We start from the raw sequence: 16,596 nt of genomic DNA, 5'->3' as shown, positions 1-16,596 counted from the left end.
GCTAAAGTGCTTTGTAGGCACAGGCCAGCATGGTTATATCGTCGTGGTGCGGGTGCCCATCGCGAAAGCGGTCAATTTCCTGAATAATTCCATCCATGAGTTGTTCCACCCCAGCCTGCTGGTTCTTTTCCAGGTAAGCCTCTAACTGCTCCGGGCCCCATACCTCTTCCTGTTCATTAAAGGTTTCGGTGAGGCCATCGGTATAGCAGAACAATAAAAAGTCATGCAAATCTTTTACCTCTCCCACTTTTAAGAAGGGCAGCTCATTTAAAATCCCCAGAATGGTACTACCTCCTTCCATCATACTTATCCCCGGCTTATCTCTCCGGATAAGGAAGGGAGGGTTATGGCCGGAGTTTACATACTGCAGGCAAGCCTGCTCCTTATCATAAAGACCAAAAAAGGCAGTGATAAAATTTTCGCCGTGGGCATTCTGCATCACCTGATGATTGAGCTCATGAACAATTTCGCGTAAGTTTAACGTCTGTCGCACCATTGTGCGCAGGGAAGCCTGGAAGTTTGCCATTAAAATAGCGGCCGGTACTCCTTTACCCGAAACATCGGCGACACAAACGAGAAACCTGTTTTCTCCTATTTGAATAAAATCGTAATAATCTCCACCTACCTGGTGGTGTGGCAGGTACTGGGCCGTTACCTGTAAGCTATCGGTATTGGGGAGGATGCTTGGGAAAAGGAAGCGCTGTACGTCTTTCGCAATTTCCAGCTCCTTCTGAATGGCTTTCTGCTCGAGTTGCTGCCTGGCCAACTTTTTATTTTCGATGGCCACAATGGTTATATTGGTGAGCGCACGGACGAACTTCAATTCTCCATCATTTTCGTGCAACTGCTTCATTCCATTGTTCAGGAACATATAAGCGAGTATCTGGTCCTTGTGCTTGATAGGAAATACCTGCTGAAATTCTTTTCGATATACCTCCGGCAGCTCTTCCGTACCACTTAATTCCTGGATTTCCCTTACCACTGTTTTTTCGAGTGGAAGTCCTTTAAAGTCGTAGGTATTGCTATGGTGGACTTTGCACACCCACTGCCCTCGCTCATATACATACAGGGCAAACTTGCCGATATTAAGGTTTGCCCTTAGAGTAAAATAAAAAATTCGGTAGAGCTGCTCTTCCGGCAGGTTATTATTGATTGCCTGCGTAACCTCCAGCAAAGCCTCCAGCTCCAGTTTCTTTAATTGATACGCATGCTCAAAATTCAATTGCTCCATTTTATTTTAAAAGTGTTTTAGGATCGAAGGCATCGCGAAGACCATTTCCTAATAAATTAAACGAAAGCACCATCAGGCAAATAGCAATGGCCGGAAAGGCAATAAGGTGCCAGCTGTTGTTGGTACCGATGGCATGGTAGCCCTCATAAATCATAATTCCCCACGAAGGAGTGGGTGGCTGCACGCTCAGGCCTAAAAAACTCAACCCGGCCTCTAATAAAATAGCAGCAGCAAAATTGGCCGTAGCTATCACAATCAGGGGCCCCAGAATGTTTGGCAGAATATGCGCGTAAATAATTTGCCCGTTAGAAACACCAAAAGCCCTGGCAGCCTCAATATACAACTTTTGCCTGATACTGAAAATCTGCCCCCTTACCACACGGGCTACATCTACCCACATGGTAAGTCCCACAGCTACAAAGGCTACCCATACCCCTCTGCTCTGCAAGGCAAGGCTGATAGCAATTACCAGCATAATTCCAGGTATGGACCAGATAACAGACATCAGCCACATAACCAGGGAGTCTATTCTTCCTCCAAAAAAACCCGCCAGAGCCCCCAGCAAAGTTCCGAGTACCATTGAAATAAGGACCGACACAAAGCCTATCGCCAGCGAAATCCGCATCCCAAACAGCAGGCGGCTAAGCATGTCCCGCCCGGCTTTATCGGTCCCAAGCCAATAGGTTCTTTCCTCGATATTATATTCTTCCAGCTCCCGGAGTAGTTCCTGCCTGTTTGTTTCCTGCAACACTCCGAAAGCATCGACATACTGCACCTGCTCACCTTCCGTCCGGTAATTCTTTCCCCCATCAAAGCCGGGGAGGCCGCTTTCGCCAATGTGCAGGGCCTTTACGGTATTGATGAGATCATAATCCTCCCACTCTCCGTCGCGGCCAACCATTTCTGCCCGGATGGTATAACCATCCACTTCATAAGAGTGAATAGGCACCAGTACATAGGGGCTCGGCTCTCCAAAAAACATTTTCTCCAGCAGGCCTGTCTCTTCTTCCACAAAATTTTTCCTGATTTTCAGCAGCTTTGTAGTATATACCGGCACCTGCTTTTGAATCTGGATGGCTCCATCATTAACATTAGGGGTGCTGTCGGGCATAATCAGGCAACCCAGCATGGCACAAATGGCCGAAAGAATAATAATACTTAAGCCAAACATGGCAGGCTTATTTCGCAACAGCCGCTTACGAACGTAGTAGTTTGGGGAATGGTGAAACTGGTTTAACATACTTTACCTGCTGTTATGCGCCAGCAAACCGGCCTTGGTAGCCAGATAATAATATTGCTCCATTTGCTCTTCCTGAATAGTTTCGCCGGAAGGTGCTTCATCGGCCCGATCAATCATCCACCGAACCCATTCTTTTCTGATTAAACTGAGTAAAAGTTGCTTCAGCTCCTGTGCCTCTAACTGGCAGGACTGCTGCAACTCTGCAAATGACTGTACGAAGTACAGCTCGTCCATTACATCAAATTCCTGATCCGTCATACACTTGCATATTTATAAGTCCTGCCTTTCCAGCTAAAGCTTCCAAAATTTACTGCTACTCCAAAATAGAGTACATAAAATGGATATACCAGCTGCAGGAAGATTAAGGCCAGCCATGGTATTTTTTTCCCCATCAGGCCCATTACAGCTTGTAAAAATAACAATTCGATGCTGAACTTCAGCAACACTCCTCCAAAAAAAAGGAACCATTGTCCTGACAGTAACAAATTAAGCAACAGTCCAATCCAGGCTGTATAAAACAGGAAAAGTGAAAGTGCGGTAGCTGCCACAGCCGGTTTCCGGTGCAGACGCCACTTGCCGGCCCAGCGTTTTCGCTGCTGTACAAAAGCTTTCCAGTCGGGCTGTGGAATGGTTTGAACGACGGCCTCCCTGCTCTTAAGAAAGTACACCTGTCGCGGATACTTATTATATATAGCCTGTAATAAAAATTCATCATCACCCGAAGGAATATGAAAATCAGTTCGGGAATGCTCTGCTTCCAGGTAGGCATTTTTCCGGAATGCCATATTAGCGGCATTACACATTCCGGGAAAACCTGCCTTCAGAAAGGCCGCTCCCGTCCCCACCAGACTGGCAAATTCAATGGTCTGCAACTGTGCAAAGAAATTTTTACTTTCGCAAAATGTAACCGGCCCCGACACAAACCGAACATCAGCATTAGCAAAAGAGCGTCCATAGCTTTGCAGCCATCCCGAAGGTAGCCTGCAGTCACCATCGGTAACCAGCACTACCTCCCCTTTTGCCTGGTGTACCCCTAGCGATAAGCCTGCCTTTTTTCCCGCAGCATCTTCAAGCCTGAAAAGGCGAATGCTTAGATGGCTTTTTTCCGCCACCTGCTCTACTAGCGAAAAGGAAGCATCGGTGCTATGGTCATCGACCACAATCACCTCGAACCCACTGGGAGCATATTGCTGTTTCTCAAGATCGGCTAAAAGGTTTTGAATGTTAGCCTCCTCATTTCTTATGACCACTATCACACTTAAAAAAAGAGAGGATTGAGGCTCCTCCACACCCGGCGTTTCTATCTGTCGCCACCAGTAATAAAGCAGGCCTGTGGCCAGCGAGTAAAGGAAGAGGATACTTAGATAGGCAATGGTCAGCATCAGCTACGGTTAAAGCGCATTTGAAAAATATGAATCGCACCGATAAAGGTTGGAAGCAAGATATTGAGGCACCAAACCAGCAGACTTGCCAGCACCACTTTTGCTTCCGGCACCGCAAAAGCCGAAAATACGAATAGGGCCGAAAACTCCCGCACGCCCAGATCGCTCAGGAAGTTAAAAGCCGGAATAACGGATTTCATAACAAAAACCGCGGCAACGCCCGCCACCATTACAGGCAGCGGAAGCTCCAGGCCTGCCATTTTCAATATCCAGACAAACTGAAAAGTATAAACGACATAGCGCAGGGCAGCCCACAGCAGTAGCATGGCCATCGTACTACTGCTATAATCACCAATAATTTCAAGCAGACGCATCCATTTTTTTCCTACTAATCCCTGAAGGACCTCCACCAGCCTTCCTCTTCCCTTTCCTAAAAAAAGAACACAAAGCAACATCCCCCCTGCCATTACCGGGAACATCCAGTGCCACTGAGGCTGCACCCCCATGGCAGTAAAAGTAATGAGGTAGAGGAGCCCTGCCAAACCCGCAAAATAAGTACAAAATGACTGGCTGATGCGGTTCAGCAATACAGCCCCCACCAGCTTCACACGTTCCTCTCCCCGGCTTTCCATTAACCTTCCTGCATAATCGCCCAGACTACGAGGGGTAATAAAACCAAGGCTCAGGCCGCTCAGCACAGCCCGGCTGCACTGTGCCAGCGAAAGCCTGGAAACCGGCGCCGAAAGCAACTGCCACTTTTTAGCCTCCAGTCCCCAGTTAACAAAAACCAGCAGGAATGGCACCACGAAGGCATACCAGGGGTGCTGCGTATATAGCTGCAGGCTAAAGGCCCCAATGGTGGCCGGGCTTAACTGGCCTCCATAAATTTTTAAGCCAATAAAATAAATAATGAGCAGCAGTACCAATGCTTTCACCAGCCATATCAGCGTTTTGCTTACAGCTTCTTTTTTGAGATAAGATAAGGTACTATATTGCATCATGATGATACAGCCATTGGAGCGGAAAGAGGAGAAAATTATACTGGGCCTTGACCCGGGCACAAGTGTAATGGGTTACGGACTTATTATAAGTATGAACAGAAAGCTGCAGGTACTGCAGTTTGGTGTTATTCATTTAAGCAAATATAAGGACCACGAATTAAAATTAAAGAAGATTTACGATCGTATTATTACACTCATCGATGAGTTTCACCCGGATGAGGTAGCGCTGGAAGCTCCCTTTTATGGGAAAAATGTTCAGTCTATGCTTAAATTAGGTCGTGCCCAGGGGGTAGCCATGGCCGCGGCTCTTTCCCGCGATATTCCTATTAAAGAATATGCTCCTAAAAAAATTAAGCAGGCCGTAACCGGCAATGGGAATGCTTCTAAAGAGCAGGTAGCGCATATGCTGATGCGGGAATTTAGTTTTACCGAAATGCCCAAACTGCTCGATGCTACCGATGCCCTGGCAGTTGCCCTTACCCACCATTACCAGGGTGGAAATAATAACAGGAGTAATAAAAGCTGGAAGGCCTTTCTGGAAGATAACCCTAATCGAATTGCGTAAGCGCAGCATTGTTACAATACTCCAAAACAAAAAAAAACGCAAACCTCTCCGGCTTGCGTTTCTTATTACTGCTATTCCGCAATTTTCTATTTAATATTTTCCTGTATTTGCAGGGCAAGCTGCTCCAGCTCTGCTTTAGATGGGCTTAGCTTTGGTTTGGTAAAGTTGATATCCTCCATTTGGTTGAGCGGCACCAGGTGCATATGCGTATGCGGAACTTCAAGCCCCACCACCGCTACACCTATTCGCTTACAGGGAACCGTTGCTTTTATGCCGGCCGCCACCTTTTTTGCAAAGAGGTTCAGCCCCGCCAGTAGCTCTTCCGGCAAATCAAATATATAGTCAACTTCCTTTTTTGGAACAACAAGCGTATGACCTTTTACGAGCGGGTTTACATCTAAAAATGCAATAAACTGCTCATCTTCGGCCACAATATGACCGGGAATCTCTCTGTTAATGATTTTAGTGAAAATTGAGCTCATCTAAAAAATTTTTAATCCATCAGGCCTATTTCCAGCACTTCAAACTCTATCGTACCAGCAGGGGCTTTTACCACAGCGGTATCTCCCACTTTCTTGCCCATCAGTCCCTGGCCAATAGGTGACTTAATAGAGATTTTGTTACTTTTCAGATCTGCCTCTTCTTCCGAAACCAAAACATAGGTAACGGTCATATTATTCTTCTTATTCCTGATTTTTACTTTTGAAAGTATAGAAACCTTTGATGTATCGAGGGTAGATTCATCTATTACCCGGGCATTGCCCACCACCTCTTCCAGTTTGGCAATTTTCAGCTCCAGCAAACCCTGTGCATCTTTGGCCGCATCATATTCTGCATTTTCGCTCAGGTCTCCTTTATCTCTTGCCTCTGCAATTTGCCGGGCAATATCGGTCCTGCCTTTCGTTCTCAGTTCGTTTAGTTCTGCTTTTAATTTCTCTAAACCCTCTTTAGTGTAATATGATATCTTTGACATAGCTCCTTGCTTTTAAAATAAAAGAACGGATTCGTTTCCAAAACCGTCTTGCTGCTTGAATTTACCAGTTTATTCAATAAAAATAACCCTGATAAGCAATATTTGCTACCAGGGCCGAAGACAAAAGTAGTGATTTTTCTCTTTTATTCAAATTTGTACTCCTAAAACAAGTCGACAAAAAAATTGTTTTAATCTACTTTTAAAATGAACGAATTTAATCTAAAATATTACATAACTCATGAAGGATAATGAAAAAATCACAAAATCCTCACCTGCCAACTGGCCGCTGCAGTTCTGAAAAGGAGTTTACAAGCAGGTAATCATCATTCCCGAACCTGCTCTTTCTTTACAATCCGTTTAAATGTAAGGTTAAGGCCTCCTTTTACAATTAAAAGTCACTAAAAGGACAGATATTGCCTTCTTAAAGCCTATATTAACTGTAATTGATTGCTCTATTCCGCCTATATCTGCTCTGCAAAACCAGCAGTACTGCCTTTACAGTGGGTCTTATGCTTCTCCTGTCAGGCTTTTCTGTTTCCGCACAGCCATCCTTGGCGAAAGTTGACAGCCTGGAAGCGGCCCTGGAACTTTCAGGGCGAACAGAAAGATTCCGGCTCCTGGAAGAGATTATCCCCATATACCTCCGGAGTAAGCCTGAACTGGCCTTACAGAAAAGCCGTGAAGCTTACGCCCTGGCAAGGGATTCAGGCAATCCCCGCCAATTAGCCATTGCAGGAAATTATGTAGGCAATTCCGTTCGTCACCTCATTTCCAATTACGACTCTGCCCTTCAGCATTGCTTCGAAGCCTTATCCGTAAGCCAGCAGCACCAGCTCCTGCCGGAGCAGGTAAGCATTCTTAATACCATTGGCGACATTTACCATGAAGTGGGGAACAGCTATAAAGCAATCGAATACTTTATGCAGGCGCAAATACTGGCCGAACGCCTGCAGCTAAAGGGTCCGGCCGCAGATGGCTTCATTCAAATTGGCCGGGTATATGCCAGCATTGGTAACGAGAGTAAGGCAGTCGATTATTATGGAAAAGCCCTTACCCTTAGCAGGCAGCAACATTACCAAAAAGGAATAGCCGACAGCCAGTTCAGGCTTGCCCTTATTTACCAGGCAAAAGGAAACCTGCAGCAGGCTCTTGAACGCCACCAGAAGGCCATAACAATTAGAAAGAATATTGCGGATAAGGAAGGCATAGGGGAAAGTAAGCTGTCCCTGGGCCGCCTTTACTTGCAACAGGGCCAACATGCAGAGGCAAGGATATCTATGAACGAAAGCCTGCAAATCTTCAGGGAAATACAGTTCCCCGACGGGCAGGCACAGGCATTAAATAACCTTGGCCTTTTAAGTATTGCGCAGCAACAATACGAGGAGGCCTTACCTCTTCTTGAGTCTGCCCTCGTTATTGGCGAGATAAGAAATGACAAAAAGATTATACGCGACAGTTACGAAAATCTCTATGCCTGCTATGCTGCTTTAAAAGATTACGAAAAAGCCCTTCAGTATAAGGATTTATTTGTAGCCATCAGCGACTTTATATATGGAGAGGAAAGTGAAAGGCGCATGGCCGAACTGCAGACCCGTTTCGAAATTGCCGAAAAGGAAAGAGAAATAGATGCCTTAAAAAAAGACAAACAATTGCGTGAACTGGCTATGCAAAAGCAAACCAACTTTCGCGATTTTCTCATCACTATTGTATTGCTGTTGATTACTATCCTCGGCCTGATAGTTTTTCTTTACCGCAACAACCGTAAAAATACGCAGGTCCTCCGCTATACCAATTCAACCATTCACCAGCAAAACACAGAGCTGCAGGAGTTAAATGCCACCAAAGATAAGTTCTTCAGCATCATCAGCCACGATTTAAAAGGCCCTCTTAACTCCCTTACGGCTTTTTCGGGCATGCTCATAAAGCATACCGATGCTCTTACCAAAGAAGAAATTCAGTCCCTGGCAAAGGACCTGGATAAGTCGCTAAAAAACCTGCTTAGCCTGCTGGAGAACCTGCTGGAATGGTCGCGCTCCCAGACAGGAATTATGGAGCTAAAGCCAACTAACCTGAAGCTCCGCTCCTTAGTCAGATCCAATATTGATCTACTGCAAAAAATGGCAGACAACAAAAACATCAGCATTATTACCAATGTACCGGAACACCTACAGGCTTTTGCAGGCGAAAATCAAATGAATACTGTTTTGCGCAATCTTATCAGCAATGCCCTTAAATTCACCAAAGCAGGCGGATTGGTCACTATATCGGCGAAGGAATGGAAAGATGTCATAGAAGTAGTAGTAGAGGATACCGGTGTGGGAATAAGTCCGGAAGCCCTTCAGAAACTATTTAAAATTGAATACAAGCATTCAAGCCCCGGCACCGCCAATGAGAAGGGTACCGGTTTAGGCTTAATGCTTTGTAAGGAATTTATCCAGCAGAATGGTGGCGAACTACAGGTGGAGAGTAAAGAGGGAAAAGGAAGCACCTTTCGTTTTACAGTTCCTAAAGCAGAAGTTGTACTTGAAACGGTATAGCTTCTCCTTTTAAACAGAACCTGCCCGTGGATTTTGGCTATACTTCAGAAAAAATCCTTAGCTGCAACATCATTTTACCGGAAGGTTTTACGATAGAAGAAAAACCAGAGGATATCCTCCAGGTAATAAAGCTCAGTTCATTTATAAAGCGGCCATGCTCAACGGGAACCTGAGTATTGTTTTACAGTTTAAAATAAAACAACCTCTTGTTTCAGTAAATGAATACCCTCATTTAAGGAAGTTTTTCAACAGGCTTATCAGCCATTAACCACTGATTTTGTTACGCCAACCTTCAAAATAGGAGAGCGAAGATTCTCCTCAATCCTGGAATTCATTAGCCGAAACCATAGGGGTGGCACCAGGGCGAGTATCATCATACCCGGGTAGCCGGTGGGCATTTGCGGGCTTTGTTCATGGTGCCGGAGAATCTGGTATTTACGGCTTGTTTTATAATGATGGTCTGAGTGGCGGCTAAGTTCAAACAACATCAGGCGCCCGAGGGGATGATTGCTATTCCAGGAGTGCTGCGGCATTACCCGCTCATACCGGCCATTATTGAGCACTTTACGAAGCAGGCCGTAGTGCTCAATATAATTGACCGTTTCGAGGAGGAGCATACCCATTACCGCTGCTGCCACGAAACACATTAAAACATTCAGCCCAAAAGCCAGCCCGACCGTGAGGAGCAGACCAAACTGATAAAGCTGAAAACGGAGCATCTGGTTTTGCCAGTGCAGGGCTTGCTTTCCTTGCTTATGGAGACGATCTTTCTCCAGCTGCCATGCGGAAAGGTAACTGTGGCCACCCGAGCGAAGCCAGAACGCATAAACCGATTCATTCTTTCGGGCAGTGGAGGGATCTTCGGAAGTGGAGGCCATCTTATGATGGCCCCTGTTATGCTCAATAAAAAAGTGCATATAAAGCGAAGTCAGCAGCAGGGCCTGTGCCATGTATTGCTCATACTTCCTGCTCCTGTGCCCCAGCTCATGGCCCACATTAATTCCAAAAACCCCACACATCAGCCCCATGGCTGTAATCCTTCCCGTAAGAGTAGTCCAGCTGAGCTCTGCCTCCTGTACCTTTAAGAAGAACAACATCAGTAAACCATACTGCACAGGAACAGCTGCATATAAGATAAAGTCATACACCCGCTGCCCTGCAAGGGAATTTTCCTGTTCAGGCAAATGATTGCTCGTATCGGGACGGGTAAGCAGCTCGAACAGGGGCAAAAAGACAAAAATATAGAGTATTGGGAGGAAGCAGAGCCATCCATAGCTGAAAAAAGACAGGAACGCAAGCGCAGGTAAGGTAAATAAAGTCAGGTACTTATATGGATTTCCGACTTTCATAACACGCGGTTTGCAGCATTTTTTTAATAATTTACAAAAAATTTGCTCCTTCTTAAAAAAAACAGGAAACTCTTTGGTGCTCTTCATGTTATCTTAACAGTTGCACAAAACAAGATGAGTAATTCATTGATTTTTTTAAGGAGAGGAGCGTGGAATTTAGCCCATTGTTCCCCTGTTATTTTTTACCTAGCCTATACTACTAACTTATGGAACATAATGTATATACACCTGAAAGATGGAAAGAGGTAGACTTTCAGACCAACCTTTCACATGCCAAATATGAGGTATCGACGAATGGAAGAGTCAGAAGCTACGCGATAGATAAGGAGAAAGGTCGTATAATTCGTGGTGGAAATGTGGGAGGATATAAGTCCATTACGGTAAAATTCGGCGGTAAAATCGTTCGCCAGTTTTATGTACACCGCATCATTGCGGAAACCTTTATCAATAAAGATTCCCCGGAGCAATATTACGTTATTCACCTCGATTACAATAAGGAAAACAATAACGTTAATAATCTGAAATGGGCCACTGAAGAAGAGCTCGTGGCGCACAACAATAAAAACCCCGAAGTACTTCGCAGCCGCACCACAGGCTATAAGCTTACCGAACCGGATGTCCGCATCATTAAAAAATTACTGAAATCCGATAAAACAAGGCTTAGCATGATTGCCAAACGCTTTGGCATTACCCACACGCAGCTGAACCGTATTCGCTCCGGCGAAAACTGGGGGCATGTTACCATCAGCTAAAATGCTGATCTTTTACGGGCGGATTCCACCTTGCAGGAAGGAGGTTTCTACATGAGTACTTCTCCTTCCCGATGGGTGCCCGCGCTCAGGGAAAATCCTGTTCTCTCCGGGGTACCGGAAGAGCAGCTGCAATGGCTGGCCGGTAAGCTTGAGTACCTCCAGTTGCAGGAAGGAGCATACCTTTTTGAAAAGGGCGCTCCTCTTGACCGGATGGTTATTATTCTGAAAGGAAAGATCAGTTTCATTCAGGAACAGAAAGGGAGCTCCCGGGTAATACAGGAAATAGAGAGTGGAGCCATTACCGGTGCCCTACCCTACTCCAGAGCCAGCCATGCAAATGCGGCGGCCAGAGCCAGCGAGGCCAGTGAACTTCTGATGCTGAAAAAAGAGTTTTTCCGGGAAATGATACTGGAACACCAGCAGCTTGTAGAGGTGCTCGTCCATATCATGACCAGCCGGGTAAGAGAGTTTACCAAAAGCCAGCAGCAATCCAGTAAAATGGAAGCCCTTGGCCGATTGTCGGCGGGCCTGACGCATGAGCTCAACAATCCTGCCGCTGCCGTAGCCCGAAGTGCCGAGGTGCTGAAGGAGCAGCTACAGGAAATGCCCGCCATTCTAGAAGAGCTGCTTCGGGGAGAGTCTATCTCCACCGCATTCAGAGAAGTACAACAACTTCTCAGCTCCCTTAATAATAAACAGGCCGCCCGTTTAAGCCTGATGGAGAAAACCTCCCTGGGCGACAGTTGGGAAGAATGGCTGAAAAAAAGAGATATTGACCAGGCGCGGACTTTAGCCGAATCATTTGCCGATTACCCTGTCCGACCTGAGCAGCTACCTTCTTTCTTTCAGGAAGAACAAAACAAAGAAAAGCTGCAGGCCCTCCTTCAGTGGCTCAAGTATATGCTCAGTCTGCAAAAGCTTTCTCAAAACATCCAGCACTCTTCGGCAAGAATCAGCCAGCTCGTTAATGCCGTAAAAGCGTACTCTCACATGGACAGGAGTACTGAAAAGGAAACCACAGATATTCGGGAAGGCATTCTTAACACCCTTACCCTGCTCAACTTTAAGCTAAAGAAAAAGAATATAAAAGTCGAAGAGGCCATTGCAGAAGATTTACCTGAGGCTTGTGTGTATGCAGGTGAACTTAACCAGCTATGGACCAACCTTATTGACAATGCGATAGATGCAATGCCGGAAGGAGGAAAGCTACGGATTAGTGCCGCACAGGAAAATTCATCACTAAAAATTGAGATAGAAGATAACGGTGAAGGCATACCGGAAGAAGTGCAGGAGCAGATTTTCGATCCTTTTTTTACCACTAAGCAGGTAGGTGAAGGCAGCGGCCTTGGCCTCGATATAGCCAAGCGTATAGTAGACCACCATGAAGGAAAACTTACCCTCGATTCAAAGCCAGGAGCTACCCGCTTTACGGTGTACCTTCCTCTTTAAAGCTTGTATTTCACTTCTCCACCAGGCTGGGCAGCCGTAATTTTACCTGCTCCATCAGGTCCTCATCCAGCTGGGCGAGGTAAAGTGTACGCGCTTTCTCTAACTGTTCAAGCGTAAGCCCTACCGCATTCCGCAGGTCGGCTTTATATAAATTGGCGCCGGTAAAATCTGCCCCGGTAAGGTACGCTCCATTCAGGTTTGCTTCCATTAAAAAAGCCCCCTTTAATTCGGCTTTTATCAAATAAGCCTGTACCATTTGTGCCTTAATGAGAAAGGCATCCCTGAAATTTGCTCCACTGGCATAAGCATGCGATAAATCGGCCTGATTAAGTGTGGAATTTTCGAAATTCGTCTGGTTCAGGCGGGCATTCCGAAGGTTACATTCGATGAGCTGCGAAGTATTAATATCGGCCGAGTTGAGGTTGGAGCCCTCCAGAATACAGTAATTGAGGTTGGTTTTAGTGAGAAAGCAGTTAACCAGGTTAATGTTATAGATTTTGTGCCGGTTGAGCCTTTTAATGTTACCCACCGTACGGAAGGCTGCTTCTTCAGATTTCCATAGCCGGAAGTCATCAATTTCATCCTTATACGTTTTAATCCGCAACCTTTTTTCCCCGCTTTTATTAAGCCACAGAATGAGGATACCAATAATGGCTATGTCGAAGATCATACCATGAGCCTCGGCCAGTACCTGCTTATAAAAATCCTTAAAGTCATTTAAATAGTAAGGGGCGCTCAGCCCGAGCACCAGGATACTTACAATTATCAATACCAGGAAGGAAGTAAGGATTGGCTGTTCCGTTACATGCGAGTACCATTTTAAAGTCCGTTGAATAATAGGGAAATTTTTCATATTGGCATTAAAATATTACTTTCTCTCCCGGTAAAAATAGCATTAATAAAGGAGATTTTTTAGCTTTTCAACCAAAACCGCATTTATCTTCCGATAAGACTCATGCGTCCACCCGGCTACATGGGGACTTAAAAGAACCTTATCGCACTGAACAAGGTAATCAAAATTTTCTTTCTCTTCCGCTGAAAGCTGGTGCAACTTTTCATTTTCCAGTACATCAAGAGCTGCCCCTCTCACTTTACCACTTTTCAGTTTTTCGACCAGATCCTTTAATGGTAAAATTTCGCCCCGGGCCGTATTTATCAGCAGGATCTCCTTTTTAAAGCGACTCAAATAAGCTCCATTTATTATTCCCCTATTTTCTTCAGTGAGGGGAAAATGAAAGCTCACCACGTCGGCCTGCTCAAAAATATCTTCCTGGCTACTCTCCTGCACAAGTTCATCGCTAAACCCCTGCCGAAATTTATCATAGGCCAGCAAACGACAGCCAAAGCCCTGCAGGCGCCGGGCAAAAGCCTGCCCCATATGGCCATATCCGATAATGCCCACTGTTTTTTCTGAAAGCTCTGTTCCGCGGTTCCCTTCCCTGTCCCAGATGGACTGGCGCACCTGTGCATCGGCCTTCAGGAGGTTATTTTGCAGGCAGAGGAGCATTCCAACAGCATGTTCTGCTACTGCATCGCGGTTTCCTTCCGGTGCGTTTATCAGGCTTATGCCTCTCTGTTCCAGCGTCTCTACATCCAGTTGATCCACACCAGCCCCTGCCCTGCCGACTACTTTTAACCTGCCGGCCTTCCTTAGAAAAGCTTCATCGACACTCAGCTTGCTTCGCAGAAACAACACCTCATAATCACCAACAACAGCCTCTATTTCCTGTCTGCTAGCATCCGGACGATAGTCGGCCGAAAAACCAATTTGTTCAAGCATATTAAAAATGCTATCATGCATTTTGTCGATGATCAGCACTTTCCTGTTCAGGATTATCATGGCATTAAAAGGGTCCGAAGTATTTTTACAGATTGAACAGCATATGAGCTACGGCAAAATATACGCCCAGACCTAGCAGGTCGTTGGCCGTGGTAATGAACGGTCCGGATGCGAGCGCAGGATTAATCCCGAAGTGGTCCAGCACCAGAGGGGTGATGGTTCCCATAAAAGAAGCCAGCAGCACCACGCAAAACAAGGCAATGGAAACGACAAAAACCAATTTTGTTTCCGAGCCAATTAACAGCACAGCCGCCAGCACCAGCAAAGCCAGAATAAGGCCATTAAAAATGGCCACCATCAGCACTTTTAGCAGGCGTTTCCATACACTTTCGCTAAAAACAGAAGGATTGGCAAGGCTTTGCAGAATGATACTACTGGATTGTATACCCACATTACCACCGGTAGCGGTAATAAGGGGAATGTAAAAAGCCAGGGCTGGAACAATTTCAATGTCACTTTCAAAAACTCCAATAAAGCGGGCCGCCAGTATTCCTCCTACCATACCTATCACCAGCCAGGGAAGGCGGGCGCGGCTGATACGCCAGACGGAATCGCTTTCCTCCACATCTTCCGTAATACCGCTCATCATCTGCCTTTCTTCTTCGGCAAGTTCGGTAATTACATCCACCACATCGTCGATGGTTATGCGCCCTACCAGTTTGTTCTGCACGTTTACCACGGGCACGGCTTCGAGGTCATATTTCCGCATCATAGAAGCGACCTCTTCTTCCTCCATATAGGTTTGTACGCATATAATCTCCGGATCGTAAATGTCGGCAATGCGGGTGCCGGCCCGGGAGAGCAGCATCCTTTTCAGCGACACTTTACCCAGCAGCTTTTCATCATCGTCCACCACATAAACCGAGTAGATTTTACTCACATTTTCGGCCTGTCGCCGGATTTCCTCTATGGTTTGGGTAACCGTCCAGTTAATATTTGCTTTAATAAGCTCTTTAGCCATAAGGCCCCCGGCACAATCTTCCTCGTAATGCAGCAGGTCCACAATGTGGTCGACCTTTTCAGTATTGTTCAGGTTGGCAATTACCTCTTCGCGGGTTTTAACGGACTGCTCATTGAGCAGGTCCACGGCATCGTCGGAGTCCAGCTGCTCTACATAGGGGGCAATTTCTTCGGAAGAGAAGTTTTTTAAGAAGTTTACCCTTACATCTTCATCCAGCTCGCTTAGAATAACGGCCGCCTTTTCTACCGGAAGGAGATCGAAGATAAATTTACTCTCCTCCGCATCAAATTCGTGTAAAATGGCGGAAATATCGGCAGGTTTCACCTGGGCGAGGCTATCCTGTATAAAAGCAGTATCCTGCTCTTTCACTGCCTGTTCCAGTCGTTCCAGAAACTCTTTGCTGAGCTGAAATTGGGTTACTTCTGCTGCCTGTTCCACTATGCTGTTATTTTCTGTGTTAGAAAAACAAAATCGGCTACTGAAAGCTGCTCTGCCCTTTTATCGAGCAGGGGTAACGCTTTTACCTCCTCCGTCAGATTCAGTGCTTTCAGGGCATTCCGCAGGGTTTTCCGGCGGTTCTGAAAGCCTTGCTTTACAATCCTGAAGAACCACTTTTCGTCACAGTCAAGCTGTTCCACCTCATTTCGCCTGAAGCGAATAACGGCTGAATGAACCTTTGGCGGCGGGTTAAACACCCCGGGAGGCACCGTAAACAGATATTCCACCTCGTAATACGCCTGTATAAGCACACTTAAAATACCATATGTTTTACTTCCGGGCCCGGCCGCAATGCGCTGGGCAACTTCCTTTTGTATCATACCAACGACTTCAGGAATCTGCTGCCGGTACTCCAGTACTTTAAAAAATATTTGGGAGCTGATATTGTAAGGAAAATTACCAATCAACGCAAAAGGTTCGCTAAACCAGTCATCCAGCTTCTTTTTCAGGAAATCCTGATGGTATACCCGCTCACTCATTTCCTTAAAATGCTGATGCAGGTATTGTACCGACTCCTCATCGAGCTCTACGGCATGGATAGTAAAGCGGCTATCCTGCAGGAGGTACTGCGTAAGTACTCCCATACCAGGACCTACCTCCAGCACCTGCTCATAATCTTTCCAGCCACTGAGGGAACCGGCAATCTTTTGTGCAATACGCTGATCCGTCAGGAAATGTTGTCCGAGCCGTTTTTTAGGCCTTACCTTAGCATCTCCTTCAGCGCCTTGTCCTTTTCGACCAAAGCCATTCCGGGCCGCACCATACTTTGGGCTCCTTTCTTCCATATTTTAATTCCCGAATATTGTCCTAAATTTGTA

Annotated in this window: 16 protein-coding genes; 4 read left to right on the top strand and 12 right to left on the bottom strand. The window is 46.0% G+C overall.

Translation table 11 applies throughout. From position 1 onward, the window contains the following. Position 1: 1 nt before the first annotated feature. From F752_RS0116720 to F752_RS0116700, 5 genes are read right to left on the bottom strand one after another with little or no spacing between them, the layout of a single operon-like run. Positions 2 to 1,231 (bottom strand): PP2C family protein-serine/threonine phosphatase, encoded by a 1,230-nt coding sequence (locus F752_RS0116720; protein ID WP_017732899.1) that lies wholly within the window; start codon positions 1,229 to 1,231, stop codon positions 2 to 4. Position 1,232: 1 nt separating this feature from the next. Continuing rightward, complete coding sequence (locus F752_RS0116715; protein ID WP_017732898.1) at positions 1,233 to 2,471, bottom strand: ABC transporter permease; 1,239 nt, start codon at positions 2,469 to 2,471, stop codon at positions 1,233 to 1,235. 3 nt (positions 2,472 to 2,474) lie between these two features. Then, positions 2,475 to 2,729 carry a hypothetical protein gene (locus F752_RS0116710; protein ID WP_017732897.1) on the bottom strand — a complete coding sequence of 85 codons (255 nt, stop codon included), beginning with the start codon at positions 2,727 to 2,729 and terminating at the stop codon, positions 2,475 to 2,477. Continuing rightward, on the bottom strand, positions 2,726 to 3,853 hold the full coding sequence (locus F752_RS0116705) for a glycosyltransferase (RefSeq protein WP_017732896.1): 1,128 nt from the start codon (positions 3,851 to 3,853) through the stop codon (positions 2,726 to 2,728). Before F752_RS0116705 ends, F752_RS0116710 begins: the two co-directional genes overlap by 4 nt. Continuing rightward, entirely contained in the window at positions 3,853 to 4,854 is a 1,002-nt protein-coding gene (locus F752_RS0116700; RefSeq protein WP_017732895.1) for a lysylphosphatidylglycerol synthase transmembrane domain-containing protein, read from the bottom strand. The genes F752_RS0116705 and F752_RS0116700 overlap by 1 nt, the downstream gene beginning before the upstream one ends. Between F752_RS0116700 and ruvC the strand changes: the two genes are divergently transcribed. Further along, positions 4,853 to 5,419, top strand: coding sequence for a crossover junction endodeoxyribonuclease RuvC (ruvC, locus tag F752_RS0116695; RefSeq protein ID WP_017732894.1), 567 nt, complete (start codon positions 4,853 to 4,855; stop codon positions 5,417 to 5,419). The two genes, F752_RS0116700 and ruvC, sit on opposite strands and share 2 nt — an antisense overlap. Before the next feature lie 86 nt (positions 5,420 to 5,505). On the opposite strand, the gene F752_RS0116690 is transcribed toward ruvC, so the two are convergent. Together F752_RS0116690 and greA are read right to left on the bottom strand one after the other, a co-directional pair. After that, positions 5,506 to 5,901 carry an HIT family protein gene (locus F752_RS0116690; RefSeq protein WP_017732893.1) on the bottom strand — a complete coding sequence of 132 codons (396 nt, stop codon included), beginning with the start codon at positions 5,899 to 5,901 and terminating at the stop codon, positions 5,506 to 5,508. Positions 5,902 to 5,912: 11 nt separating this feature from the next. Next, on the bottom strand, positions 5,913 to 6,392 hold the full coding sequence (gene greA, locus F752_RS0116685; RefSeq protein WP_017732892.1) for a transcription elongation factor GreA: 480 nt from the start codon (positions 6,390 to 6,392) through the stop codon (positions 5,913 to 5,915). A gap of 509 nt (positions 6,393 to 6,901) precedes the next feature. Here greA and F752_RS0116680 point away from each other — a divergent pair. Next, positions 6,902 to 8,929: a tetratricopeptide repeat-containing sensor histidine kinase gene (locus F752_RS0116680; protein WP_236614019.1), complete on the top strand. Its 2,028-nt coding sequence runs from the start codon at positions 6,902 to 6,904 to the stop codon at positions 8,927 to 8,929. Between the two features lie 257 nt (positions 8,930 to 9,186). On the opposite strand, the gene F752_RS0116670 is transcribed toward F752_RS0116680, so the two are convergent. Beyond that, a complete protein-coding gene (locus tag F752_RS0116670) occupies positions 9,187 to 10,158 on the bottom strand; it encodes an alkane 1-monooxygenase (protein WP_236614018.1) in 972 nt (323 codons plus the stop codon). 326 nt (positions 10,159 to 10,484) lie between these two features. On the opposite strand from F752_RS0116670, the gene F752_RS0116665 reads away from it, so the two are divergent. Next, positions 10,485 to 11,030: an HNH endonuclease gene (locus F752_RS0116665; protein ID WP_017732888.1), complete on the top strand. Its 546-nt coding sequence runs from the start codon at positions 10,485 to 10,487 to the stop codon at positions 11,028 to 11,030. 51 nt (positions 11,031 to 11,081) lie between these two features. Beyond that, entirely contained in the window at positions 11,082 to 12,479 is a 1,398-nt protein-coding gene (locus F752_RS0116660) for an ATP-binding protein (RefSeq protein ID WP_017732887.1), read from the top strand. A 10-nt stretch (positions 12,480 to 12,489) separates the two neighbouring features. Here the strand turns inward: F752_RS0116660 and F752_RS0116655 are convergent, their stop codons facing one another. Genes F752_RS0116655 through rsmA form a run of 4 tightly spaced genes read right to left on the bottom strand, consistent with a single transcriptional unit; the run spans position 12,490 to position 16,563 of the window. Further along, a complete protein-coding gene (locus F752_RS0116655; protein ID WP_017732886.1) occupies positions 12,490 to 13,332 on the bottom strand; it encodes a pentapeptide repeat-containing protein in 843 nt (280 codons plus the stop codon). A gap of 42 nt (positions 13,333 to 13,374) precedes the next feature. Continuing rightward, on the bottom strand, positions 13,375 to 14,319 hold the full coding sequence (locus F752_RS0116650) for an NAD(P)-dependent oxidoreductase (protein WP_017732885.1): 945 nt from the start codon (positions 14,317 to 14,319) through the stop codon (positions 13,375 to 13,377). Positions 14,320 to 14,344: 25 nt separating this feature from the next. Beyond that, positions 14,345 to 15,718, bottom strand: coding sequence for a magnesium transporter (gene mgtE, locus F752_RS0116645; protein WP_017732884.1), 1,374 nt, complete (start codon positions 15,716 to 15,718; stop codon positions 14,345 to 14,347). Then, positions 15,718 to 16,563 (bottom strand): 16S rRNA (adenine(1518)-N(6)/adenine(1519)-N(6))-dimethyltransferase RsmA, encoded by an 846-nt coding sequence (gene rsmA / locus F752_RS0116640; protein ID WP_017732883.1) that lies wholly within the window; start codon positions 16,561 to 16,563, stop codon positions 15,718 to 15,720. Before rsmA ends, mgtE begins: the two co-directional genes overlap by 1 nt. Positions 16,564 to 16,596: the final 33 nt, after the last annotated feature.

It is taken from the genome of Nafulsella turpanensis ZLM-10, from assembly GCF_000346615.1.
Lineage (GTDB): Bacteria > Bacteroidota > Bacteroidia > Cytophagales > Cyclobacteriaceae > Nafulsella > Nafulsella turpanensis.
The sequence above is the reverse complement of the archived record's forward strand: the minus strand, read 5'-3'. Positions and strand labels throughout refer to the sequence as shown.